The following is a 26,025-nucleotide window of genomic DNA, read 5'->3' as shown; positions in this document are numbered from 1 at the left end:
AATGACAAGGATTGCATCCAAGGGATTAGCTTTTAATGCATATATAATCTATTCTCGACTTATATTATCTATATTAATAAGTATATTTACTTCTAGAGTTTTATTAAAAGGTCTTGGAATAGAAAATTTTGGGCTATATAGTGTAGTGACTGGTATTGTGGCAGCTATTGGAATTATAAATACTATAATGTTAACAGCGAGTAATAGGTTTATTGCAATAGCAATTGGTAAAGGAGAGGATTATACAGATGAAGCACAAGAGGTTTTTAGTATTAGTCTTACTTTGCATTTATGTATTATTGCTATTGTCTTGGTAATAGGTAAAGTAATTGGTTATTTTTGGATAGAAAATTATTTGAATAATACAACTAGTTTATCTAATAATCAGATACATATAATATTTAATACGTCTTTAGTAATTTTAATGTTTAATATATTAAGTGTTCCTTTTTTGGCATTAATGACAGCTAAAGAAGACTTTAAATACCAATCTAATATAACATTATTACAGGGGGTACTTTTACTACTAATAGCTTTTTTAATTGAATATTTAAAGTTATCTGTTGTTATGTATTCTTTAATGGTTATGTTTATTTATTGTATGACTTATACTTTAAATATGAGAAATACATTTAAGAAGTATAAAGAAGTAAGATTGAAAATAAACTTTAATCAAAAAAAAATTAAAGAAATGTTTTCTTATTCAGGATGGATGTCAATAGGAGCTTTTTCTTATATGTTTAAAAATCAAGGGAATGCGGTTATTATAAACTATTTTTTTGGACCTGCTTATAATTCGTCTTTTGCCTTAGCATATCAAGTGTATAATCAAGTTAATAATTTAGTATTATCGCTAAATAAAGTTTTCTTACCCAAAATATTTAAAAGTTTTGGTAGGTCTAATGCTAAGGGGGAACAAGTAGAATTAGGATTAATGAGTTCTAGGTATTTGTTTCTTATAGCTGTTTTTTTAGGTTTTCCTTTTATTGTTTTTGGAGATGAAATTCTAAATCTATGGCTTAAAGAAGTTCCTCCATATACAAATATTTTATTAATATTAATGGTAATAGATTTAATTTTAAGTATGACTAATAATGGTATTAGTAATATGATATTTGCAAGAGGGAATGTAAGAAATTATCAAATACAGACAAATGTATTAGGTTTGTTTTCTATACCATTAACTATATTGTTTTTCTATTTAGACTTTCCAATGTATTATGCGATTGTTACAACAGTTATAATGACTTTATTTGTGAATTATTCTAAAATAAGATTTGCTAATAAATATTTCAACTTAACGTTTAAAACGTTATTTGAACGTAATTACAAATATCAGTTAATGGTTTTAACTGGAATTATTCTTATTGTTTTTTTTAGATTTTGCTTTTTAAGAGAGCATTTGATCTTAGTATTTCAAATAATAATTTGTTTAGTATTATTCTTAATTATGTTGTTGTTGTTTGGGATTAGTAAGGAAGAACGTATTGTAATATTTAATTATATAAAAACTAGGATATGATAGTAAAGAGAGATATTTATTATTTCTGGCTTAGATTTACACGTTTTTTTAGTAAAAAAAGAACGTTTGATTATTTGTACTATGTTTTGAGAGGTAATTTGCCTAATTATCACAAACCTAGTAATTTAAGCGAATATTTATTGAGTAAATTACTTAATAATGAATTAAATGAATACGCTTGTTATGCTGATAAGTATACTGTAAGAGATTTTATAGAAAAAAAAGGTTTAAAAGAAATTTTACCGAAACTTTATTTTGTAGTTGAGGATTTTGATAAAATTGAATTTGGTGTCTTGCCAAATAGATTTGTTATGAAGATGAATAATGGATGCGGAATGAATTATGTGTGTTTAAATAAAGAAAATTTGAATAAATCTCTTATAAGAGAAAAATTTTTAAAATGGAATAAACATACAGATATGAAGTATGAACAACATTATAATTATATTTCACCTAAAATTATCTGTGAAGAATTTGTTGAAGATTTTTATGATAACCCAGCACCTATAGATTATAAATTTATGTGTTATGATGGTAAGGTAAAAGCAATATTGGTTTGTATTGATAGAAATTTAGGAAATGGTGTAGCAGATTCATATACTTATGATATAGATTGGAATTATATAGGTAATTATTTGCGTGTTTCGAAAAAGGATCCTCAAATTAGTAAACCTGTTTGTTTAGAAGAAATGCTAAGTGTAGCAGAGTGTTTAAGTGAGGAATTTAAATTTGTTAGGGTAGATTTGTATTATAGTAAAAGAGGTGTTGTTTTTAGTGAGTTAACATTCACACCTGCTATGGGGGTTTTACCAACATTTTCTTTGGAAGCTTTAGAGTATATTTATGAATAAGAAAGGTATTTTTGCAATAGTGGTTGTTACCTATAATCGAGAAAAATCTTTGTCACGATTATTGGAATCTTTGAGTAAGGCATATTATGGTGAAGATTTAGTTGATCTGATAATTAGTATAGATTATAGTGGCGAGAATAAAGTATTAGAAGTTAGTGAAGATTTTGACTGGAAATTTGGAGAAAAGAAAATTATTAATCATCAAGAAAACTTAGGATTAAAGAGGCATATTCTTAAATGTGGTCAATTTACTAAGCTATATCAGGCCATTTGTGTATTTGAAGATGATATTTTTGTTAGCCCTAGTTTTTATAGCTATGCTAAACAATCTTATTATTACTATAGAAATAATCCAATAGTTGGAGGAATTTCAATTTATAGTCATAAATATAATTATCTTGCAGGTTTAAAGTTTGATCCAATTGATAATGGTAAAGATACTTTTTTTATGCAACAAGCCCAATCATGGGGACAGATTTGGTATGAAGAAATATGGAATGATTTCTATGAATGGTATGAGTTAAATAAATCAAAATCGTTAGTTGATTTAAATTTTCCTAAACATATTAGTTCTTGGCCAGAAAGTTCTTGGTTAAAATATCATATGAAATATTTATATGAAAAGAATTTATTTTTTGTATATCCATATAAATCTTTATGTACTAATTTTACTGAAATAGGAACCCATGCTGCAAGAAAGTCAACAAATTTTCAAGTTCCTATCAGTTCTAGCTCAAAGAATGAATTTTCTTTTTCTAACGTAGAAGATAATCTATATAGTAAATATGATGTGTGGTTTGAGAATATTGGTCTCAAACAATTGTTTAAAGATTTTGAAGATATTACTATAGATTTATATGGTAATAGAGACGAAGTAAATACAAGATTTTTACTATCTACTAAAAAAAAGGACTATAAGATATTGAAGTCTTATGATTTAGAATTAAAGCCTCATGAAAATAATATTATATTTAATGTAAATGGTAATGTTGTTTTTTTATATGATAGATTAATACACCAAAAAAATAAAACTGATTTCTCACAATATAATTTATTGAATTACTATTTTGGAGATATTTCTTTCAAGAAAGTATTATGTATAACTAAAGATAAATTTAGAGAAATAATCGAAAATAAAATAAAATGAGTTTAATTAGAAAGATATTAAGAATTTGTATTACATTTTTATACGCTCAGTTTGTATTGAAAAATAGGTCTGTTTATATTAAAAGTAGTGTAATTATATCTAAAAAAACTAAATTTGGTAAATATAACGTAATTCATAAAAGAACAAATATTAGTAATTCTGTTATTGGAGACTTTTCTTATATTGACTTTGATAGTGATCTAAATAACTGTTCAATAGGAGCTTATTGTTCTATAGCATCAAATGTCAAGGTTTTACCATATACTCATCCTACAACTGATTTTGTGTCTACACATCCAGTTTTCTTCTCTTTAAGAAAACAAAGTAAAAGGACATTTGTAAAGGAACAGCTTTTTGATGAAGTTCTTAGGTGTAATGATGGTTTTTATGTTAAAATAGGGAATGATGTTTGGATTGGTGAAGGAGTTAAAATAATAGGAGGTGTTGAGATAGGAGATGGCTCTATTATTGCTGCAGGTTCAATTGTAACAAAGTCAGTTGAACCTTATAGTATTGTAGGTGGTATTCCAGCTAAAGTTATTAGAAAAAGATTTGATGAAAATGACGTAGATATGCTATTAAAAATAAAATGGTGGAACTGGGATTTTGATGATTTAGAAAATAATGCCTCTGCTTTTATAAATGTTAAAAAATTTAATAAAACGAATTATGCCGTTAAGAATTAATAGATATTTTATTTTAATTTGTTTCTTGTTAATGGTGTTTTTTAATCCTTTTGCAGCAGGACATAGATTAGCTATTTTAGGGTTATTTTTATTGTTTTTATTATTACCAAGTGTAGTAATAAAATCGATTGATTTTAATTCTATTGCTATTTTTACGTTTTCACTTTTATATTATTTTTTCGAAGGAGTTTCACCATATTATACTGAATCGTGGACATTTAATATTTTCTTTGTTTTTTTGCCGGTCTTGTTTTATTTATTAGGGAAAGTATTGTGTCGATATTATATGCAAAATAATAAAATTAATTTATTGTTTAAGTATTTAGTAATAATGTTGTGTTTGTTTAGTCTTGTCCCAATTATATCTGTATTAGAGCAAATAAATAAATTTACTTTTGTTGATGGGGAACGAAGTATGTATTTGATTTGGAGTAGAAGTTATCTACTTTCAGCTACTGTTCTAGGTAATTTTATGATATTTACAATAGGTATGTCTAGTTTATTACTTATAGATAATAGTTCTATAAAGTTGTCTAGAGTTTTAAAGTATCTAATATTTATATTTTCAGTTTTAAGTTTAATATGTATTATACGTTTAGGTAATAGAACACAGTTAGTTACATTTGTTTTTACTTTTATTGTACTTTCATACTTTAGTATGAAAAATAATAATAGAGTAAATAGAAAAAAATTTTATCGAAAAGTATTTGTTATTTTTATTTTAACCGTTATAGGCTCTAAGTTTATAAACATTACAAATGATTTTTTTTATTTCTATCAAGATAGAATGGATTCTTCTAATACAGGAGTCTTTAGTGCAGGAGGGCGTATGGTTAAATGGATGAACTCATTTGAATATATTTTTGAATATCCTTTTGGTTGGTCTTTATCTTTAACGGGATATGCTCATAACATATGGTTAGATATTGGAAGAGTTGCTGGTTTTTTTTCCTTTATAGCTTTTTTGTTTGTTACTTTTTTGAATATAAGAGATTTAGCTTTTCTTGTTAATTATAATAAAAATTATAAAGAAATTTATTATTTGTTAATTATAGTATTTTTAAATCTCTATTTACTTTTTTTTATGGAACCAGTTATAGAAGGAATGTTTTTGAGTTTCTTATTGTTTTTTTTGTTTTGGGGTATTTTAAAATCATATAATCAATATGGATCAAAATAAAAGAGTTTACTATATAGGATATAATACTCAGTATGGAAATCCTAATGGTGTATTAGAATTTCCTTCTTGCAATAGTAAGATGCAGTATATAATAGAAAAATTAGAAGAATTAGAGTTTAATATTTCTATTTTTTCATTGGGGCAAAGTGTGTCATGGCATACTCAAAAAACTATTAAATATTCAGATAAAAAGGAGGTGACATATGTTGGTACATTACCTAATAAAGGTATTTTGAAAGTTTTATCAAAAGTGTTTTTAGTTTACCAAATTTTATTATTAGGTTTACTTAAAGTACCTAGAAATGGTAAGATTATTGTTTATCATTCAACGTATTTACCTTTTTTGTTTAATTTAATAAAAAAAATAAAAAAGGTAGAAGTTATTTATGAAGTAGAAGAAATATATGCTGCTGCATGGGGGAAAGATGAAACGAGTATAAAAAAGGAGTTAGATAGTTTAAAGTTTGCTGATAAATATATACTAGTTAATGATATTTTACCAGTTAAAATGAATATTATTAAACCGTATACTGTTTGTTATGGCAGTTATAAATGTATTTCAAAGAATAACTCAAATCAAAAGAAAAATATTGTTGAGATAGTTTATGCTGGTGTGATTGGTAATGAAATGTCAGATGTTTATGTAGCAGTGGATGCTATGCAATATTTAGCATCTAATTATATTTTAAAAATTGTTGGTTATGGTAGTGATTATGATTTAGAAAAGTTTAAACTTTATATAAAAAACTTTAGGAATGTAATTTATGATGGACTTTTAAAAGGAGAGAAGTATAGTGAATATTTGTTAAGTTGTGACATTGGTTTATGTCCAAGAAGGTTAGATAATAATTTGTCAGATTATACATTTCCTTCTAAAGTATTAGTTTATTTAGGACATTCATTACATACAATTACTACAAAAATAGATTGTATAGTTAATTCAGAAGTTAAAGATATAGTTTCTTTTGTAGAAGAATTAAATGCTTATAACCTAGCGGAAGCTATTTTACATATAGACTTGCTTAAAAATAATTCTCAAGACAAATTAATTGAGTTAGATGTAAATTTTAGAAAGAATTTAAAAGACTTGTTATTATGATATTAATAGATGCCTTATATATAAATAATGGTGGAGGAAAGATTTTATTGAATTATTTAGTGAATGTCTTAGAGCAACAACAAGAATCTGTTTATTATCTTTTCGATATACGATGTAAGAATGATTATAGCGATATTCCTAATGAAAAAAAGCACTATATGAAGGCTTCAACAGGCATGAGATATAAATTTTATTCTAAAAATAGGAATACTTTTACTAAAGTATTATGTTTTGGAAATTTACCTCCATTAAGGGGTTTAAATTGTGAGGTTTATACTTATTTTCATCAACCTATGTATTTAAATATACCTAAAGAATTTGGTATAAAACAACGTTCTTTATTTAAGGCTAAACAAACGTTTTTAAATTTATGTAAACAGAATACAGATTATTGGCTGGTCCAAAATAATGGTATGAAGGAGGCATTGAGCAAGAGATATGGTTTAGACTTAAAGAATGTTTTGATTAAAGCTTTTTATCCTAATGAAGATTTAGTAAAGAACACTGAGGCACAAATTAAAAATACATTTATTTATGTAAGTGGTGGAGCACCTCATAAAAATCATGCAAGGTTAATAAATGCTTTTTGTGATTTTTTTGATAAGTATAAAGAAGGAGAATTAATTCTTACTGTAGGTAAAGAACACCAAGATATTACTATTACTATTAGTGAGAAAAAGAAAAACGGTTATCCGATTAGAAATATTGGTTTTGTTGGGCGTGAAGAATTAATAAGTAATTACCATAAAGCTGAGTATTTGGTTTTTCCTTCTTTAGAAGAGAGTTTTGGATTAGGTATTGTAGAAGCAATTGAATGTGGCTGTAAAGTAATTGGAGCAGATTTGCCTTATATGTATCAAGTTTGTGACCCTTCAATTATATTTAATCCTTTTGATGTAGAAAGTATTGTGGATGCTTTTGGTAAAGCTATTAAGAAAGAGGAAAAAGAAACGAAACAAAGAATATTTAATGAAATAGATCAATTGATTTGGTTATTAAAAAAATAAGATATGCAAATTAAAGATAAAGTCCTATTGATAACAGGAGGAACTGGTTCATTTGGAACTGCGGTACTACACCGTTTTTTAGAAACAGATCATTTTAAAGAAATTCGTATATTCTCTCGTGATGAGAAGAAACAAGACGATATGCGTAATCTGTATAGAAACTCTAAAATTAAGTACTATATCGGTGATGTACGTGATTTTAGTAGTGTAGAGCCTGCTACTAGAGGAGTAGATTATATCTTCCATGCTGCAGCTTTAAAACAAGTTCCTTCATGTGAGTTCTTTCCAATGCAGGCAGTGAAGACCAATGTAGAAGGAACGCAGAATGTAATCCGTGCTGCTGCTGCTAATGGTGTGAAGAAGGTAATTTGTTTATCGACAGATAAAGCAGCTTATCCTATTAATGCGATGGGTATCTCTAAAGCCATGATGGAGAAGGTAGCAGTAGCAGAAGCTCGTAACTTAACAGATACAGTAGTGTGTTTAACACGTTATGGAAATGTGATGGCTTCACGTGGTTCTGTTATTCCATTGTTTTTAAATCAGATTCAAAAAGGAGAACCTATTACAATCACTGATCCACATATGTCTCGCTTCTTTATGTCTTTAGAGGATGCTGTAGATTTGGTTCTATTTGCTTTTGAACATGCTAATCCTGGTGATTTATTTGTAAATAAAGCACCAGCAGGAAGTATCGGAGATCTTGCTAAGGCATTGATTGACTTAACAGGTAAGGAAGTACCTGTTAAAATCATTGGTACACGTCACGGTGAGAAATTATACGAAACGCTTTGTACACGTGAAGAGATGATGAAGGCAGAAGATATGGGAGATTTCTATAGAGTACCTGCTGATAATCGTGACTTGAACTATGCTAAGTATTTCTCTGAAGGAAGTGAAGATGTATCTATCGTAGAAGATTACCATTCTCACAATACAGAACAGCAAGGTGTAGAAGGATTAAAGAAATTAATTAGCAAGTTACCTCTTATTCGTAAAGAAGTTTTCGGAGAAGATGTGCAGCAGTATGCGCAATAGCTTTCGGCAGTCAGCTGTCAGCTTTTAGGTGTGTACAAAGTGAGCTTTCGGCGATCAGGAGGAAGTAATAAGCTTCTAGAGGTTAGCGGTCAGTTAAGTACTAAATGCTGAATGCTACAAGTTGACGGCTATTTGCTAACAGCTAAAAAAAAATAATTTACTAATACAGCTTTAAGTGGTCAGTTATGTACTGAATGCTTATTGCTGACAGCTAACAGCTAGTAATATGTTTTTAAAAGGAGATAAATACAGTGATGTACGTGGTTCATTAACTTATAATAATGCGTTTGATGCTTCGGTTATCAAACGCATTTATACAATTGAGAATGCAACTACAGATTTTGTACGAGGATGGCAAGGACATCAGATAGAGCAAAGATGGTTTGCTGCAATGATGGGGAGCTTTGAGATTACGGTTATTCAAGTAGATGACTTCACTAGTCCAAGTGAAGATTTAGTAGGAGAGAAGTGTGTTTTGACTTCAGAGGAGTTAAGTTATCTGCATGTAACATCTGGATGTATTACTGCTATACAAGCTTTAGAAGAAAATAGTAAATTATTGGTATTAGCAGATTATGGAGTAGGAGAGATTAATGATGAAGTGCGTTTTTCGATAGACTATTTTAAGAATATAGTATTCAACACAACAAAAAAATAAAATGATTAGAGTAGGAATTACTGGACAGAATGGTTTCGTTGGAAGTCATTTATACAATACTTTAGGGTTATACCCAGAACAATATGAGAGAATAGCTTTTGAAGGTTTTTATTTTCAGGATAACGCGCAGTTAGATCAATTCGTAAGTCAATGTGATGTGATTGTGCATTTAGCTGCCATGAATAGACATGAAGATCAACAAATGATATACAATACTAATATTGCTCTAACAGATAGCTTAATCGCTTCTTTAAAACGTACAGAGAGTAAAGCTCATGTATTGATATCTTCTTCGTCACAAGAAGAAAAAGATAATTTATACGGAAAGTCTAAAAAGATAGCAAGAGAAAATTTAGTACAATGGGCTAATGAAGTAGGAGGAAAAGTTACAGGAATGATTATTCCAAATGTATTCGGTGCTTTTGGTAAACCATTTTATAATTCTTTTGTAGCTACATTCTGTCATCAGTTAACACATGGAGAAACTCCTACTGTAGCGAATGATGGAGAGGTGAATCTAATCTATGTACAAGAATTAGTAGAGGCAATTATCAGTGAGATAAAAGAAGGAGTATCTAAACCAGAATTAGTAATTCCTCATACAATTACAAAGAAAGTAACAGAAGTACTTGCGCTATTAGAAGATTATAAAGAAAAATACTTTGACAGAGGAGAAATGCCAGCGTTAAACACTGCCTTTGAAGTCAATTTATTTAATACATACCGTTCATTTATTGATCATAAGTCTTTCTTTCCAGTAAAGTTTACGCAACATACAGATCCTAGAGGAGCTTTCGTAGAAGTAATCCGTTTAGGAATAGGTGGTCAGGTATCTTTCTCTACAACTGTACCAGGTATTACTAGGGGTAATCACTACCATACTCGTAAGATTGAGCGCTTTGCGGTTATTAAAGGAAAAGCTTTAATTCAATTGCGCAAGATAGACTCAGAAGAAGTCTTGAACTTTGAATTAGATGGCACTGAACCTGCATATGTTGATATGCCAATTTGGTATACACATAATATCAAGAATACAGGTGATGAAGAGCTATATACGATATTCTGGATTAATGAGTTGTATAACCCAGAGGATGCGGATACTTATTTTGTGGAGGTATAGTTTTTGGCAGTCAGCTATTAGCTGTTAGCTTTCAGCGGTCAGATTTGCCTATGGCATTGGGTTTTAAGTGAGTTTGAAAGCCGATAGCTTTGAGCTGAACGCTAATAAAAAGCGGTTTACTTTTTGTGATGTTTTGAGCAAAAAAATATTATGAAAGATTTTAGACAGTTAATTGTTTGGAACAAAGCTCATACCCTAGTAAAAGCAATTTATACTATTACAAAAGAGTTTCCAAAAGAAGAGATATTTGGATTAACTTCGCAGTTACGCAGAGCTAGTTCATCTATACCAACTAATATAGCTGAAGGGTGTGGACGAGGGAGTGATGCTGACTTTAAGCGATTCTTGCAGATAGCTTTTGGATCTGCTAGTGAAACAGAATATTTATTATTACTAACACATGAGTTAGGATATTATAAAGAAGAGGATTATATAAAATATAATAATGAGTTGGTTGAAGTAAAGAAATTACTTTCTGGCTTTATTACGAAATTGAATAAAACATTAAAGTGAAGTGTTGAAAGCTGGACGCCAAGCGCTGACAGCTGACAGCTAGTCGCTGAAAGCTTATTAAATATGAAAAAACTAAAAGTTGTTACTGTAGTAGGTACAAGACCAGAGATTATTAGATTATCAAGAGTATTAGCTGCTTTAGATTTATCAGAGGCAGTAGATCATATCATTGTTCACACAGGTCAGAATTATGACTATGAATTAAACCAAATCTTCTTTGAGGATTTAGGATTGAGAAAACCAGATTATTTCTTAGAGGCTGCGGGAAAAACAGCAACAGAGACTGTAGGTAATATCTTGATTAAGATAGATCCGCTTTTAGAAGAGTTACAACCTGATGCGTTCTTAGTATTAGGAGATACAAACTCATGTCTATGTGCTATACCAGCGAAGAAGCGTCATATACCAATCTTCCATATGGAGGCAGGGAACAGATGTTTTGATCAACGTGTACCAGAGGAAACAAATAGAAAAATAGTTGACCATACTTCAGATATTAATTTGACATACTCAGATATCGCAAGAGAGTATTTGTTAAGAGAAGGATTGCCTGCTGATCGTATTATCAAGACAGGATCTCCAATGTATGAAGTATTAAATCATTATTTACCTCAAATTAAAGCATCAGATGTATTAGGTAAATTGGGATTAGAGAAAGGAAAGTTCTTTGTGGTATCTGCTCATAGAGAAGAGAATATTAACTCAGAGAAGAACTTTAGAGGGTTAATAGCATCATTAAATGCAATAGCAGAGAAATATGGTTATCCGATTATTGTATCTACGCACCCACGTACGCGTAATATGATTGATAAGATGCAACTAGAGGTAAGACCTGAGGTACAGTTCTTAAAACCTTTAGGATTTCATGATTACAATGCTTTACAGATGCATTCGTATGCAGTATTATCTGATTCGGGTACGATATCAGAGGAATCTTCTATTTTAAACTTTAGAGCTTTAAATATCCGCCAGGCACATGAGCGTCCAGAAGCGATGGAAGAAGCATCAGTAATGATGGTAGGATTATCACCAGAACGTGTGATGCAAGGTTTAGTACAAGTGTTAAGACAAGAAGTAGGAGAAGCTCGTAATTTCCGCCCTGTAGGGGATTATTCTATGCCTAATGTATCTGAAAAAATGGTAAGAATCATTCTTTCTTATACTGATTATGTAAAGAGAACAGTGTGGAGTGAAGAAATATAGAGAATATGAATATACTTTTTTTAACACTCGTTGGTATTAAATCAATCCAAGATAGAGGACTGTATCAAGATTTACTTCGTGAATTTAGGAATGAAGGACATGATGTACATATTGTGTGTCCAGTAGAGAGAAGATTAGGTATTCAATCTAATGTGCAAAAAAAAGAAGGTATTAACTTGCTTCAGGTGAAGACACTTAATATTACTAAAAGTAATATAGTAGAAAAAGGTATTGGTACTCTAGCAATAGAGTACCAATATTTATCAGCCATTAAGAAGTATTATCGAGATATTAAGTTTGATTTAGTATTATATTCGACTCCTCCTATTACTTTTTCGAAAGTAATTTCTTATATTAAAAATAGAGATAATGGATATAGTTATCTTTTATTGAAAGATATTTTTCCTCAAAATGCAGTAGATATGGGAATGCTGAAAAAAGGAGGGATTTTACATAGGTTCTTCGAAAAGAAAGAAAGAGAACTCTATTCAATCAGTGATACTATTGGCTGTATGTCTCCTGCAAATATTTCTTTTTTATTGAATAATAATACTTATTTGGATTCTGAAAAAGTTGAAGTCAATCCTAATACAATAGAACCATTGTATTTAGAATTTACTGAAGAAGAGAAAAATAATATTAGAGTTAAGTATAATTTACCTTTAGAAAATAAAATATTTGTTTATGGAGGTAATTTAGGGAAACCACAAGGATTAGAATTCCTATTAGAAACAATAGATAAGTGTGAGCGTGAAGATGCTTATTTTTTAATAGTTGGAGATGGGACAGAGTATAATAAATTAGAACAATGGTTTAATGGTAATAAACCTTCTAATGCTAAACTCTTAAAAAGATTACCTAAAAAAGATTATGATTTATTACTAGCTTCATGTGATATAGGTTTAATATTTTTACATCCTAACTTTTTAATTCCTAACTTCCCATCACGTTTATTATCTTATTTAGAAATGGGAATTCCTATTTTAAGTGCAACAGATGAGAATACTGATGTTGGTGATATTTTAGAAAAAAATAATTGTGGAAAGAAGGTGATCTCTGGAGATATAGAATCGATGTTAAAATTAATTAATTATCTTGTTGATGAAGCTGATTTAGCAAACATGGGAGAAAATGGAAAAGAACTTTTAGACAATGAATATTTGGTTAAGTATTCATATGATTTAATTATAAAAAAAGTTAATAATGTATAAACATTTTTTAAAAAGAGTATTCGATTTCTTAGGTGCATTATTTGGTCTCTTGTTGTTAAGCCCAATATTTATAGTTGTTGTTATTGGTTTATTTATAGCTAATGAAGGTAAACCTTTTTTCTTTCAAGAAAGGCCAGGAAAAGGTGAACGTGTTTTTAAGATTATCAAATTCAAGTCGATGAACGATAAGAAAGATAGTAATGGGAAGTTGTTACCTGATGCTAAGCGTTTAACACCTATAGGAGCTTTTGTTCGAAAAACATCCTTAGATGAAATACCGCAGTTAATTAATGTTCTAAAAGGAGATATGAGTTTAATAGGACCTAGGCCATTACGAACGTATTATTTACCATTATATAGTGAGGAACAAAAAAGGAGACATGAAGTTAGGCCAGGTATTACTGGTTGGGCACAAGTTAATGGGCGAAATGCAATTTCATGGACAAAAAAATTTGAATTAGATGTGTACTATGTTAAACATAGTAGTTTTATATTAGATATTAAAATCTTTTTTTTAACGATTAAAAAAGTATTTGTAAGAGAGGGAATTTCTAAAGAAGGACATGTGACTACTGAAGCGTTTAATGGGAAAAATTAGAAAATGCAAGAACAAGCTATAATTATTGGCGCAGGGACTTACGGTCAAGTCTATGCAGAATATTTGAAAAAAAATTATGAAATACTCGGCTTTGTAGATGATAATATTGAATTGAAAGATATGCGAGTTAATGGTTACAGAGTATTAGGTAATGTTAATTGGTTATTTAGTAAGTGTAATCGTAAGGTTAATATATTTGTACCTATAGGTAATAATATAGTAAGAGTTTCTTTACTTACTAAATTAGAACAACAAGGATTTAATATACCAAGTTATATTCATCCAAGTGTTAATATGCATAATTCTGTAAAAGTTGGTAAAGCTGTATATGTATTACCAGCGTGTAACTTTATGCCTTTGTCTGTAATAGAGGATTTTGTAATGATTAGTATGGGGGTTAATGTTGCACATCATACAGTCTTAGGAAAAGGTAGTTTCTATTCTCAGGGAAATAATGTTGGAGCTTCAATAAATATTAAAGAAAATGCTTATAGTGGTATAGGAGTTACAATAATGACTGGGGTAAAAGAAATAGGAGCTAATAGCTTGTTAGGTGCAGGTGCTGTCATTATCAGAGATGTGCCTGACTGTGCTGTAGTAGTTGGAAACCCTGGAAAGATTATAAAATACAATGAGGCCACTCCTTGAGAGTGGTTTTTTTATTCCCTAAAGAAAAGAATAGTCTCCCTAATTTAAGTCACTGTTATATTTTATAAATGTTTACTTTTAACCAGCCGTATTACTAGCTAAGGGTAGTACTATTAAGTATTAGAATTCTCATGAATAAGAACAGAACTATGATTAAAAGGAATATAATTCTCTTAAGCTTGTTAAGTGGAGTATTTACTTCCTGTGTAGGGGTTAAGCCAATAGCAAGCGAATATGAGATATTCTACGAAAGATCAAAAGGGATAGTAGAGTCGGAGCTTGGAAATGGTAGGGTGCTATTCTATAATGGAGGTTATTTTATTCCAGATTATACTCCTATGCTGGCTACAATGGTTAATTTAAAATTAAACGGTAAGTCTGCTCCAACTACACAATTGGGAGAATTCTTTATTTTGAGATTAGACTATGGAGAGTATGACATAGAAACAGAAGTACGCGATGTCTTTTGGAAAAGATCTAAATATAAAGTAGAGATTACTGCAGATACAAAAGTAATTAATATCATAGGAGGGGGGATAGGAAAGAATGTAAAAGTAGTAGATAAATTACCTAATCCATTTGATAGTTATAGATATGTAAAAATGTCTACATTTAAAAGCGAAGGACTTCGATAAATTAGTACCTTTAACCATTCAAAACAGAATAAAAAACTACGATATAATGAAATCAAAAATTTGGTTATCTTCTCCTCATATGGGGGGACAAGAGCTGAAATATATACACGAGGCTTTTGATACGAACTGGGTGGCTCCACTAGGGCCTAATGTAAACGGATTCGAAGAGGATTTAGAGTCTTTCTTAGGTGAAGGAGTACAAGTAGCGGCATTAAGTGCTGGTACAGCAGCTTTACACATGGGATTAATCAATCTAGGAGTAGAGGCAGGAGACGAAGTAATCTGTCAAACGATGACGTTCTCTGCATCGGCAAATCCAATCGCATACTTAGGTGCAAAACCCGTATTCGTAGATAGTGAGGCAGATACATGGAATATGTGTCCGGTAGCACTAGAAGAAGCGATTAAGGCACGTACAATAGCAACAGGTAAAAAACCAAAGGCAATCGTTCCGGTACATTTATACGGAATGCCTGCTAAGATGGATGAGATTATGGTTGTGGCTAATAAATATGAGATTCCTGTTGTTGAAGATGCTGCTGAGGGATTGGGAAGTGTGTATAAAGGTCGTCAGTGTGGTACCTTTGGAATAATGTCTATTTTAAGTTTTAATGGAAACAAGATTATCACCACTTCAGGCGGGGGAGCTTTAGTATGTCAAACCAAAGAACACAAAGAGCACACGGTGTTCTTATCTACTCAAGCTCGTGATAATGCACCTCACTACCAACACTCACATATCGGATATAACTACCGTATGAGTAATATCGTAGCGGGAATTGGACGTGGACAGATGGAGGTATTGAATGACCGCATCGCTGCTCGTCGCGCGAATAATCAATTCTATCAAGAGTTGTTTAAAGATATTGCAGGAGTTACTGTATTTGTAGAGCCTACGGCTGATTTCTTCTCTAACCATTGGCTAAGCTGTATCACGATCGATGAGGCTGTAGCAGGTAAGAATAGAGAGCAATTGCGTTTAGCGTTATTAGAAGAGAATATCGAGACTCGTCCATTGTGGAAACCTATGCATATGCAACCTATCTTCGAAAATGCTCCATATTATGGAGGGAAAGTAGCAGAGCATTTATTTGATTGTGGATTGTGTTTACCTTCTGGAAGTAATCTAACAGAGGAAGAAAGAGAGCGTATCGCTGTAGCTGTGAAAGCGTTCTTCGCCTTTGGCTCAAATTAAGAATTAGGAATTAAGAATTATTGCCTTCGGCATTGGATGATTAGGATTATGTGATTCACATTGTAGAGTTACGTGTGAGACCTTTCCTAACGTCAAGATGACATAGATGCGCGCCCTTCGGGGAATTACGTTTGCCTATGACATGTATATCACGGATTGTAAATCTGCGGTAACAAGAGTAGAAGCTGTAATAAAATATATAAAAGCTGTTGTCTTAGATAACAGCTTTTTTGGTTTCGTTGTGGTAGACGCAAAGTATTGACGTTTTTACTGAATACCTGTTTTCGGTTTCCTGTTCTCAGTTCTCTTAAAAGTGTTCCCTATAGATTATCTATTGTTCACTAAATATAGTTTGTAAAGGAGTAAAAGAAAGTTACTTTTGTGCCAGCAAAAAAATTAAACAATGAAAGTAGGAATTACCTTTAGCCCTTTTGATCATTTACACAGTGGATATGTAAAGATGTTAGAAGAGGCAAAAAATCAATGCGATTATTTAATCGTAGGACTTCAAACTAATCCGCATACAGATAAAAATTACAAGGGATTAGCTCCTCAGACTTTAGTGGAGCGTTATGTACAACTAAAAGGGTGCAAATATGTAGATGAAATAGTGCCTTATATTACAGAACAGGATCTAGAGGATATTATGCGTTCATATAAGATAGATGTACGTATTATAGGGGAGGAATACAAAGGAAAGGAATTTACTGCGAAGGGGTTTTGTATTGAAAAAGGAATTGAAATATACTATAACAAAAGATAAGTATAGAGTTCACTTTATATTAGAAGAATTTAAATATAAGTAAAGCTGTTGTCTTCGGATAATGGCTTTTTTCATTTCGCTATACTACATTCAAAATTATTGTTGCTTTTCGGGAATTACGAATCACTAGTTCGCGCGGTAATCTGTGCGGGTTATCACATACGTCTAATACTGTATATCCACATCGCATACCACGCTCAGTATGTCATCCTGAGTGAAACGAAGGATCTCATCCCTACGGGAATTAAGAATTAAAAATTACGAATTACAACTGTTTGCCCAATGGGCATATGTACCAATATTCTACATTGCGTTACGTGTGGGATCCTTCCTGTCGTCAGGAGGACATACTGTATGTCTATGCGGTACTAGTATTCCCCTCCTTAGGAGGGGTGCCCGTAGGGTGGGGTGGTTCTTTTGTTTAATTACTTATATTTCTCTTTAAAGGCAAAAGATTCTTAATTCTTAATTTTTAATTCGTAATTCCCGATAGTGATACTTCCTGTTTCAATTTATTAGGACATACCTCGTGTATCGTTGTTTTACTCAAAAAAGCAAGATATTCACCCATTGTGATGAACATCGCAAGGGATAAATGATTATATTTACAGAATCAAATTACTCCAATAAGACGGAAACACCTTAGTATAGGTGTTTTTGTTGTTGCTATAGTTTAGGAAAATAAATATAGCTAATAGGGTAATAAAAAATTGTTTATTGTTGTTAAGGAAAAAGATAGATGAGCGAATTATTTAAAACGCAAGAAATTACATATAGCAGAGGGGAGGCTATAAAAGTATATGAGGATAAAGATATTGCTTCGGCTTATGTAGCGGAACGCATCGCGAGAATTATAAAAGAAAAACAAAATAAAGGAGACCGTGCGATTATCGGATTGGCAACGGGATCTACTCCAAAAGGGGTGTATAAAGAGTTAATACGCTTACACAAGGATGAGGGATTGAGCTTTAGAAATGTGACTACGTTTAACCTGGATGAGTATTATCCAATCTTGCCGATAGATGACCAGAGTTATGTGTCGTTTATGAAGAGCAATCTGTTTAATCATATCGATATTGACCCAAAGCATGTACATATCCCTGATGGGACTTTATCACTAGAGGGCATACAGGCGTACTGTGATCTATATGAAAAGAAGATTATGGACTTTGGAGGGCTTGACTTGCAGTTGTTAGGTATCGGACGTACAGGTCATATCGGATTCAATGAACCTGGTGCTATACTGGAGTCTAGAACACGTTTAGTGACACTGAATGACATCACACGTGAGGATGCGAAGGACGACTTCGGAGGGAAGGATAAAGTACCTACACAAGCAATCACAATGGGAGTACAGACGATCACGCAGGCGAAGGAGGTGATCTTAATGGCACTAAGCCAACGCAAAGCGGAGATTATAAAAAAGGCATTAGAAGGAGAAATATCTGCTGATATACCTGCTACTTTTTTACAAAGATTGTCTCATGTAGAGTATATCTTGGATAATGAAGCAGCATCGCTGTTGTCTAGAAATGAAAAGTAAGATTTGAGGGAACAGATAATGGGAAACGGGGAACAGGTTTGGCTTCGCCATAGTGAAGCCAATATTGGGTTTCCTTATTCCTAGTTTCTAGTTCTCAGTTCCCTCATAACTGTTTCCCGTTCCCTGTTTCCTCAAAATGACAATGGCTTTTTCATTTCTATGTAGTAAACATCTATATTTAATTCTTAATTAGAGATTCTCCATTCTCTATGGCGAAGCCAATATTGGGTTTCCTTATTCCTAGTTTCTAGTTCTCAGTTCCCTCATAACTGTTCCCCGTTCCCTGTTCCCTCATAACTGTTTCTTGTTTCCTCATAACTGTTCCCCGTTCCCTGTTTCCTCATAACTGTTCCCCGTTCCCTCATAACTGTTCCCTCAAAATAACAATGGCTTTTTGTTTCTTGAAAGTTAACATTTTGATAACATGGGGTTTTAGCCTTTGGTATGTTATTCGTTATTGTTTTAGTAAATCAAAATAATTGTCTTATGGAATTTATTAAAGCTCATCAGAGATTGGATGCATGGAAGAAAGCAATGGATCTAGTTATTGATATTTATGATATTACTAAGTGTTTCCCAAGAGATGAAAGATTCGGAATTGTAAGTCAATTACGTAGAGCTAGTGTTTCTATTCCTTCTAATATTGCAGAAGGAGCGACAAGAAGCTCAAACAAAGAGTACATTCATTTTTTATATATTGCTTTGGGAAGTTGTTCTGAGATTGATACACAAATGCTACTATGTAAACGAATTGGCTATGTTTTAGAAAAAGAAGCATTAGAATTAATTCAAAAAATAGATGAAGTACATAGAATCCTACATGGGCTTATCCGTTATCGAGAATCTTTTGAAGTTAAAAAGGAGCTAAAAGAATAAGCTGTATAATTTATTATAATGGAATGGGGCATAAATAAAGAAGAATGGTGGAGCCAATATCAGTTTCCTGATTTTCTGTTCCCAGTTCCCTTAAAAAAGCTGTTGTCTTAGGACAATGGCTTTTTTGTTTCTATGTGGTGGACGTATGTGATACGTCCCTAAGATTGTGTGTCAACTGTGTGGATAATCGGTGTGGTGGATTGTGTGCCGAATGGACGTGATGTACGTACCTTATGCCCGTTGGGCAACCATTCTTAATTCCTAATTCTTAATTCTTAATTTTTAATAATTCCCCGAAGGGAAAGCATTCCTAATTAAAGATTTCTTTTCTCTCAAAAGAGGTGTTGACTCAAAAAAAAGATAGTTTCGACATTTTGATATTGTTAAAAAAGGTAAAAAGACTATCTTTGATGGTTAAAGAAAGAAATAAACTGTAAAAAAAGTGAAAATATTAGTTACTGGAGGATTGGGTTTTATAGGATCTCATACAGTAGTAGAGCTACAGCAACAAGGGTATGAGGTTGTTATCATAGATGATTTGTCTAATGCTTCTATCGAGGTACTAGATGGTATCGAAGGGATTACCCAAATACGTCCTGCGTTTGTTCAATTAGATTTGAGAGATAAGGGAGGTGTTTTTTCTTTTTTTGAACAACATAAGGACATTGAAGGGATTATTCACTTTGCGGCTTCTAAAGCAGTGGGGGAAAGTATGCAACGACCAATGATGTATTATGAAAACAATTTCTTTTCTTTAATCAATGTGTTGTCTGCTATGGAAGCATTTGGATTAGATAAGATTATTTTTAGTTCATCGTGCACCGTTTATGGACAAGGAGAGGTAATGCCTATCACGGAGACCGAATCGATTAAGTCGGCTTTATCGCCTTATGGAAATACAAAACAAGTAGGAGAGGAGATCATTATAGATTTAGCTAAGGTGTATCCACTAAATGCTATACTATTGCGTTATTTTAACCCTATCGGGGCGCATGAATCAGTATTGATAGGAGAATCACCACTAGGGGTACCTTATAATTTAATCCCTTATATTACGCAGACAGCGGTAGGGGTACGAGAGTATTTGTCTATTTATGGAGATGATTATGACACGCCTGATGGTACTTGTGTAAGAGACTATATCCATGTAGTGGATTTGGCAGATGCTCATGTACGTGCTTTAAAACGTCTGTTGAATAAAGAAAACAAAGAGCAAGTAGAAGCTTTTAATATCGGAAATGGAGAAGGATATTCTGTATTGGAATTGGTTCATTCTTTTGAAAGAGTAAGTGGTATAAAGCTTAATTATAAAATAGTAGAACGTCGACCAGGTGATGTAGATAAGGCTTGGGCTAATAATACCAAAGCGAGGGAAGTTCTGGGATGGAAACCAACGAAAGGGCTAGATGATATGCTAGACAGTGCTTGGAAATGGGAACAGAAGGTGCGCAATCGTTAACGAGTTTGCCCTTCGGGGAATTACGAATTAAAAATTACGAATTACCTTTAGATTTGCTAACTGAGAATATGATAATATTGTAGAGAATAAATAAAACAACCTAATCAACAAAGTGAACCAGACGAATTACAAGGATAACGCCCTAAAATTCGAGTAGGACTTTATTGATTTTACTAAAGAGTATCAGACTAGTAATTAAGACGTCGAGGTCTAGTATTAAGGTTTAGATGATATTTTAGTAACAGGTTGCCTTAAATAATTATCATATGGACAAATTTACACAATTTATCGGAATAGATATTTCCAAAGATTATTTTGATGTAGCTATTTATGTAGATGCTAATTCTTGTAAACACAATCAGTTTGAAAACACTAAAACGGGAGTTGATCAATTTATGAAGTGGATGAAAAGCGAAGGATGTTGTGTAGAGGAAACATTGATATGTATGGAGCATACAGGTATTTATAAAAATATTTTAGTAGATATTTTGCTTTCAAAGAATTGTAATCTATGGGTAGAAATGGCTTATAGAATTATAAGAAGTAGTGGAATACAAAGAGGAAAGAATGACAAGATAGATTCTAAAAGGATAGCATTGTATGCTAAGAAAAATCAAGAAGAAGCGAAGCTCTTTAAAGCATCAAAGGCTGTATTGAATAAGATTCAGGCTCTATTGGGACAGCGAGAGATGAGTATAGCTCATAAGACAGCTATAGAAGTAAGAACCAACGAATTTAAGGGGTTTAATGATGAACTGTACAAGGTTTTGTCTAAAAATGATAAGGCTATTATCAAGGCTTTAGAGAACGCTATAAAGGTGATTGAAGAACAGTTAAATACTCTTATTAGAGAAAATCAAGAGGTATCTGAGATATTTGATTGTGTGATTTCTGTAAGAGGTGTTGGAGATATTACAGCGATGTTTTTAATATGTTATACCAATGCGTTTACATCATTTGAAGACTCTCGACAATTAGCATCTTATTGTGGTGTTGTCCCTTTTGAATATACTTCAGGTAAAAGTGTAAGAGGCAAAGCTAAAGTACACTTTATGGCTAATAAAAAGCTTAAAAAACTTTTACATCTCTGTGCTTTATCAGCTGTTAGATGGGACCCAGAGATAAGGGCTTATTACGAGAGGAAAGTTGGAGAAGGTAAGCATAAGATGCTTGTTTTAAACAATGTTAGAAACAAGCTTGTACAGCGTATATGTTCTTGTGTTAGGAATAAAAAAGCTTATGAGGTACGACAAGTAGCATAAACATCATACATTGAATTAGAAACAAAAATAGAGGATAATACGGATATAATCCTCAGGTTAGATATGCCTTGTTTTATTGAGTTATTCTCAAAAATAAGGTGTAAAATATATTAATAATGATTTGCTTTTATCATAGTAATCGAATGATAGCCCAGTGGGCATAGGATGTGTATATCACGTTCACCAGTACCAGTTCGCACGGATTTAAGGTTGTAATCCGTGCGGAGTATAGTAAAGTCAAATAACTAAGTTGAAAAATGAGTGTTTTTTGACTTAAAATATTTATTTTGTCTCAAATAGAAGTGTGATTATGTTTATAATGTTAATTAATGTGGTGTTTTGTGATTTATTTTTGTTAATTTTGGTAATTTAAGTAATCACCACACTATGAAGTATTCTAATTTTCTTTTATGGATGAGTTGTTTTGTAACGACTTTTAATTATGGGCAAGAGCTGCCAAGTAATACAGCTGGACAGGCTGTTGGTATTAATACTTATCTGCCTCGTACAACTTTAGATATAAACGGGAAGTTGACGATTAGAAATACTGATAATATTGAAAATGATGGGTACATAAAGGCATTGTACATAGATAAAGAAACGGGATTAGTAGGTACTGTTGCTCCATCTACTCCTACAGCGCCTATTTCTGTACTTACAGGTGTTGATGCTGAGTTAATGCCTAGTAATGCAGCGAATGCGGCCATTTTTAATCAAGGAAATACAGATCTTATTGTTCCTATAACAACAGCTGATTTAGCACCTAATAATTTGGGATTAAAAATAGAAGATCATGCTATATTAATACAAGAGGATGGTACTTATCAGATTAACGCGTATCTGAATATGATTATTAGTTCTGCAAATGTGAATAAGAAGATAACAGTAAACTTTCCCACTGTATCTACAACAACGGGTAAACCTACACCAGCGACTCAAACTATAGAAATCCCCGAGGCTTATAGAATGATATTTATCTATGCCAAGTTAAGACGGAATTCAACATCTATAGCTGGGGCAAGACCTATTTTAAATAATATATTAGTGAATCAATCTGATATTATTACTTTGCCAACAGTTACTTTAAAATTAACCAAAGGGGACAAGCTTTCATTAGCATTTAATAGAACAATGATTTCTTCTGGTGGAGTGCTAACTCCTGCAGGGGATGATGTGACTAAGATAGGGATAGGAGTTAATTATGGAGCAAGACCTTATAGTATAACGATAACAAAATTGTAAAATAGACATAGTACATAGCGCAATATACTAGTGAAGCACTGATTAAAAGAGGATTTTTTCTTTTACATCAGTGTTTTTTTTATTTCTTATAGAACGAGTTCGCGCAGATTTAAGGTTGCAATGCGTGCGGAGTATATAAGTATAAATTATAAACCCACGATAATAAAAAATAGGTTTTTACGGTTTTCCGTAAAGGATGAATGTTTTCTATTGTTACTTTTGTCAAGAGTAAGGTATAGAGGAACTATCTTTATTAATCACTCTTATTTATATTTTTTCCCAAAAAATAAATAACCTTTTACCTTACCGTAATAAAAAACCTTTCTTTTATAAGAGAGGTTTTTATTTTTTACAATATAACTAAGGAGGTGTCCTTTGATAAATATTTGAATTCTTTTATTAGTTTAGAATAAATATAAATAAAATACATAAATCAGCCTGCTAGATAAGAATAAATTGTTAATTTTAGCCCGTATTAGGTATAGAAACTATGAGAAAAATAATAGTAACAGGTTTTGCATTATTGTGTTTAGGGGTTTATGATCACTATGGGCAGGCAATCTCTACGCGTAATGCGGTGAGGGCTACTTATGATTTAGATAAAGCGACTAGAGAAATCAATGCATATACTACCAAAGCAGCTAAAAATAAACAGGAGGCTTTTCTGGAGGCTGAGAAAAGGAATGTACCAACAAGTGGGGTGAATGCCAGAGGAAATTATTTTGAGCTAAGTGGGATAGATGCTAATGGGATTCTACTTTATAAGTCCACTCTGAATTATGGCTCTAGACTAACAGCTAGGGTGAATGGTATCCAAAAGGAGGTTGGCGTTAATCAAGACCTAGAAGGAGAAGGAATGACAGTTGGGATCATCGACGGACTTCCTCTATTAGATACGCATCAAGAGTTTTATACAACTACTTCTAATACAACCTCGAGAGTAACCTTAGGAGAGTCTGTACCTACTCTGACTACATATAATGCTAAAGGGCATCAAAAGAGTCGTTTTCACGCTACTCATGTAGGAGGAACGATGGTGGGGCTAGGATATAATAACAAAGCTCAAGGAATCGCTCCTAAGGCAAAACTAGTGAGTTATTCATGGAATAACGATTATCGCAAGATGGGGCAAATGGCCTCTGGAGGGATGTTAGTGACTAATCATTCTTATGGGTATAACTACTTCGATGATTATGGATATTTAAATGAGCCTAGTTTGGTGAAGAATTTTGGGGCTTATTCTGAGCACAGTAGAGAATTTGATCGAGTGGCTTATTTATTTCCTTATTATCAACCTGTAATAGCAGCGGGGAATGATGGGGAGTTTCACTATAATGTCTATGGTGGGAGTCAAAAGGAAAACTGTAATTGTGATTTACTAAATGATTCTTCTGTATCTAAAAATGCTGTGGTAGTAGCTGCTGTAGAAGAGGTCGCTCAATATACTGGGCCTTCTGATGTGATACTAGCCAGCTTTAGTAGTCAAGGGCCTACTAATGACTTTAGGATAAAGCCTGATATCTCGGCTAAAGGGGTAGATGTATTATCAGCTGCTTATCGCAATCCAAGTCCTTTATATGGGGTGCCTGAGACGAGTCTATATGCTTATAGTGATGGTACATCAATGGCTGCTCCTGCTGTCAGTGGAGTGTTTACCCTATGGCAAGAATGGGCTATTCACGCTTCTAGTACAAATATGCCTTTTAAATCGGCTACTTTGCGCGCCTTAATGGCACATACGGCTGATGAGGCAGGTCGTGCTGCGGGACCTGATCATTTGTTTGGTTGGGGAGTGATTAATGCTAAGGCTGGTGTGGATGTCATGCTAGGGGCAAAAGATAAGCGCAGTACTTATATCTTGGAGAATGAACTTAGAGAGCAACAAAAATATACACACGAAATCCAAGTAAGTGAAAAGATGAGTAAGTTGGTGGTAACCTTGGCTTGGACAGATGCTCCTGGTGTTGTAACGTATCAAAACTCAGATGAGAACTATAAAAGAAATAATGGTGACCTTGTCAATGATCTAGATGTAGTGGTTAGAAAAGGGAAGGATACCTATTATCCGTGGAAGCTAAATAAGGATTTTAATGACCTTAGAGCAATCCAAGGAGTCAATGATGTAGATAATATTGAAAAGATAGAATTATACGATGTGGAGCCTGGAACGTATGTAATCGAGGTCACTCATAAAGGAAAATTAGATGCAGGTAAACAAGAATATTCACTAATCAGTACTGTAGGGGAGTTTGACGACTTACAAGAAAGTAAAGTAGAGACAAAGCAAGTGGTGAGGTTATGGCCTAATCCTGTGGTGGATCATCTATATGTGTCTTTAGATGAAACATACAATGGCAAGGTGGTCGATATGAAGGTGTACGATATGAATGGACGTTTAGTACTAAGTAGTTCTGAGACTGTACAACAAGAAAAAGTGAGCATCAATATGGCAAGTCTTAATTCTAATATCTATGTGGTAGAGGTAAAAGCAGACAATCTCTCTAAGACTGTTCGCATCGCTAAAAGATAAGAAGATAGTAATATATAGTAAAAGCACGAAGGCGAACCT

At 32.3% G+C, this 26,025-nt stretch carries 24 protein-coding genes; all 24 read left to right on the top strand.

What is annotated here, in order from left to right:
• Position 1: 1 nt before the first annotated feature.
• The 24 genes from MYRA21_RS16140 to MYRA21_RS16025 all read left to right on the top strand — a co-directional run bounded on the left by MYRA21_RS16140 (position 2) and on the right by MYRA21_RS16025 (position 25,986).
• Complete coding sequence (locus tag MYRA21_RS16140; RefSeq protein ID WP_039329833.1) at positions 2 to 1,522, top strand: oligosaccharide flippase family protein; 1,521 nt, start codon at positions 2 to 4, stop codon at positions 1,520 to 1,522.
• Positions 1,519 to 2,373 (top strand): ATP-grasp fold amidoligase family protein, encoded by an 855-nt coding sequence (locus tag MYRA21_RS16135; protein ID WP_052237551.1) that lies wholly within the window; start codon positions 1,519 to 1,521, stop codon positions 2,371 to 2,373. The genes MYRA21_RS16140 and MYRA21_RS16135 overlap by 4 nt, the downstream gene beginning before the upstream one ends.
• Positions 2,366 to 3,520: a glycosyltransferase gene (locus MYRA21_RS16130; RefSeq protein WP_039329831.1), complete on the top strand. Its 1,155-nt coding sequence runs from the start codon at positions 2,366 to 2,368 to the stop codon at positions 3,518 to 3,520. The genes MYRA21_RS16135 and MYRA21_RS16130 overlap by 8 nt, the downstream gene beginning before the upstream one ends.
• Positions 3,517 to 4,206: a CatB-related O-acetyltransferase gene (locus tag MYRA21_RS16125; RefSeq protein ID WP_052237550.1), complete on the top strand. Its 690-nt coding sequence runs from the start codon at positions 3,517 to 3,519 to the stop codon at positions 4,204 to 4,206. The genes MYRA21_RS16130 and MYRA21_RS16125 overlap by 4 nt, the downstream gene beginning before the upstream one ends.
• Positions 4,190 to 5,386 carry an O-antigen ligase gene (locus MYRA21_RS16120; RefSeq protein ID WP_144246103.1) on the top strand — a complete coding sequence of 399 codons (1,197 nt, stop codon included), beginning with the start codon at positions 4,190 to 4,192 and terminating at the stop codon, positions 5,384 to 5,386. Before MYRA21_RS16125 ends, MYRA21_RS16120 begins: the two co-directional genes overlap by 17 nt.
• Positions 5,373 to 6,485: a hypothetical protein gene (locus MYRA21_RS16115; protein ID WP_039329827.1), complete on the top strand. Its 1,113-nt coding sequence runs from the start codon at positions 5,373 to 5,375 to the stop codon at positions 6,483 to 6,485. Before MYRA21_RS16120 ends, MYRA21_RS16115 begins: the two co-directional genes overlap by 14 nt.
• A complete protein-coding gene (locus tag MYRA21_RS16110) occupies positions 6,482 to 7,492 on the top strand; it encodes a glycosyltransferase (protein WP_039329826.1) in 1,011 nt (336 codons plus the stop codon). Before MYRA21_RS16115 ends, MYRA21_RS16110 begins: the two co-directional genes overlap by 4 nt.
• A gap of 3 nt (positions 7,493 to 7,495) precedes the next feature.
• A complete protein-coding gene (locus MYRA21_RS16105; RefSeq protein ID WP_039329824.1) occupies positions 7,496 to 8,530 on the top strand; it encodes a polysaccharide biosynthesis protein in 1,035 nt (344 codons plus the stop codon).
• A 226-nt stretch (positions 8,531 to 8,756) separates the two neighbouring features.
• The gene (locus tag MYRA21_RS16100) at positions 8,757 to 9,188 is read left to right on the top strand and encodes a WxcM-like domain-containing protein (RefSeq protein ID WP_039329822.1); all 432 of its coding nucleotides are present in this window, start codon (positions 8,757 to 8,759) and stop codon (positions 9,186 to 9,188) included.
• 1 nt (position 9,189) lies between these two features.
• Entirely contained in the window at positions 9,190 to 10,308 is a 1,119-nt protein-coding gene (locus MYRA21_RS16095) for an NAD-dependent epimerase/dehydratase family protein (RefSeq protein WP_039329819.1), read from the top strand.
• A gap of 150 nt (positions 10,309 to 10,458) precedes the next feature.
• Positions 10,459 to 10,821 (top strand): four helix bundle protein, encoded by a 363-nt coding sequence (locus tag MYRA21_RS16090; protein WP_039329817.1) that lies wholly within the window; start codon positions 10,459 to 10,461, stop codon positions 10,819 to 10,821.
• A gap of 63 nt (positions 10,822 to 10,884) precedes the next feature.
• A complete protein-coding gene (gene wecB, locus MYRA21_RS16085; protein WP_039329815.1) occupies positions 10,885 to 12,024 on the top strand; it encodes a non-hydrolyzing UDP-N-acetylglucosamine 2-epimerase in 1,140 nt (379 codons plus the stop codon).
• 5 nt (positions 12,025 to 12,029) lie between these two features.
• Complete coding sequence (locus MYRA21_RS16080; protein ID WP_039329813.1) at positions 12,030 to 13,235, top strand: glycosyltransferase family 4 protein; 1,206 nt, start codon at positions 12,030 to 12,032, stop codon at positions 13,233 to 13,235.
• Positions 13,228 to 13,833, top strand: a complete 606-nt coding sequence (locus MYRA21_RS16075) for a sugar transferase (protein WP_039329810.1) — start codon at positions 13,228 to 13,230, stop codon at positions 13,831 to 13,833. The genes MYRA21_RS16080 and MYRA21_RS16075 overlap by 8 nt, the downstream gene beginning before the upstream one ends.
• Before the next feature lie 3 nt (positions 13,834 to 13,836).
• Complete coding sequence (locus MYRA21_RS16070; RefSeq protein WP_039329809.1) at positions 13,837 to 14,481, top strand: hypothetical protein; 645 nt, start codon at positions 13,837 to 13,839, stop codon at positions 14,479 to 14,481.
• Between the two features lie 131 nt (positions 14,482 to 14,612).
• Entirely contained in the window at positions 14,613 to 15,116 is a 504-nt protein-coding gene (locus tag MYRA21_RS16065) for a hypothetical protein (RefSeq protein ID WP_039329807.1), read from the top strand.
• Positions 15,117 to 15,162: 46 nt separating this feature from the next.
• A complete protein-coding gene (locus MYRA21_RS16060; protein WP_039329805.1) occupies positions 15,163 to 16,311 on the top strand; it encodes a DegT/DnrJ/EryC1/StrS aminotransferase family protein in 1,149 nt (382 codons plus the stop codon).
• A 403-nt stretch (positions 16,312 to 16,714) separates the two neighbouring features.
• Positions 16,715 to 17,074 (top strand): adenylyltransferase/cytidyltransferase family protein, encoded by a 360-nt coding sequence (locus MYRA21_RS16055; RefSeq protein WP_039329803.1) that lies wholly within the window; start codon positions 16,715 to 16,717, stop codon positions 17,072 to 17,074.
• 739 nt (positions 17,075 to 17,813) lie between these two features.
• Positions 17,814 to 18,617 carry a glucosamine-6-phosphate deaminase gene (nagB, locus tag MYRA21_RS16050; protein ID WP_039329801.1) on the top strand — a complete coding sequence of 268 codons (804 nt, stop codon included), beginning with the start codon at positions 17,814 to 17,816 and terminating at the stop codon, positions 18,615 to 18,617.
• 486 nt (positions 18,618 to 19,103) lie between these two features.
• Entirely contained in the window at positions 19,104 to 19,493 is a 390-nt protein-coding gene (locus MYRA21_RS16045; protein WP_039329799.1) for a four helix bundle protein, read from the top strand.
• 442 nt (positions 19,494 to 19,935) lie between these two features.
• Entirely contained in the window at positions 19,936 to 20,952 is a 1,017-nt protein-coding gene (gene galE / locus MYRA21_RS16040; protein ID WP_039329797.1) for a UDP-glucose 4-epimerase GalE, read from the top strand.
• A 266-nt stretch (positions 20,953 to 21,218) separates the two neighbouring features.
• The gene (locus MYRA21_RS16035) at positions 21,219 to 22,214 is read left to right on the top strand and encodes an IS110 family transposase (protein WP_006258619.1); all 996 of its coding nucleotides are present in this window, start codon (positions 21,219 to 21,221) and stop codon (positions 22,212 to 22,214) included.
• A 387-nt stretch (positions 22,215 to 22,601) separates the two neighbouring features.
• On the top strand, positions 22,602 to 23,456 hold the full coding sequence (locus tag MYRA21_RS16030; protein WP_039329795.1) for a hypothetical protein: 855 nt from the start codon (positions 22,602 to 22,604) through the stop codon (positions 23,454 to 23,456).
• Positions 23,457 to 23,946: 490 nt separating this feature from the next.
• Entirely contained in the window at positions 23,947 to 25,986 is a 2,040-nt protein-coding gene (locus MYRA21_RS16025; RefSeq protein ID WP_039329793.1) for a S8 family serine peptidase, read from the top strand.
• The last annotated feature ends 39 nt before the right edge of the window (positions 25,987 to 26,025 follow it).

It is taken from the genome of Myroides sp. A21, from assembly GCF_000807225.1.
Taxonomy (GTDB): domain Bacteria; phylum Bacteroidota; class Bacteroidia; order Flavobacteriales; family Flavobacteriaceae; genus Flavobacterium; species Flavobacterium odoratimimum.
This window is presented reverse-complemented; position numbering and strand designations above follow the sequence as displayed.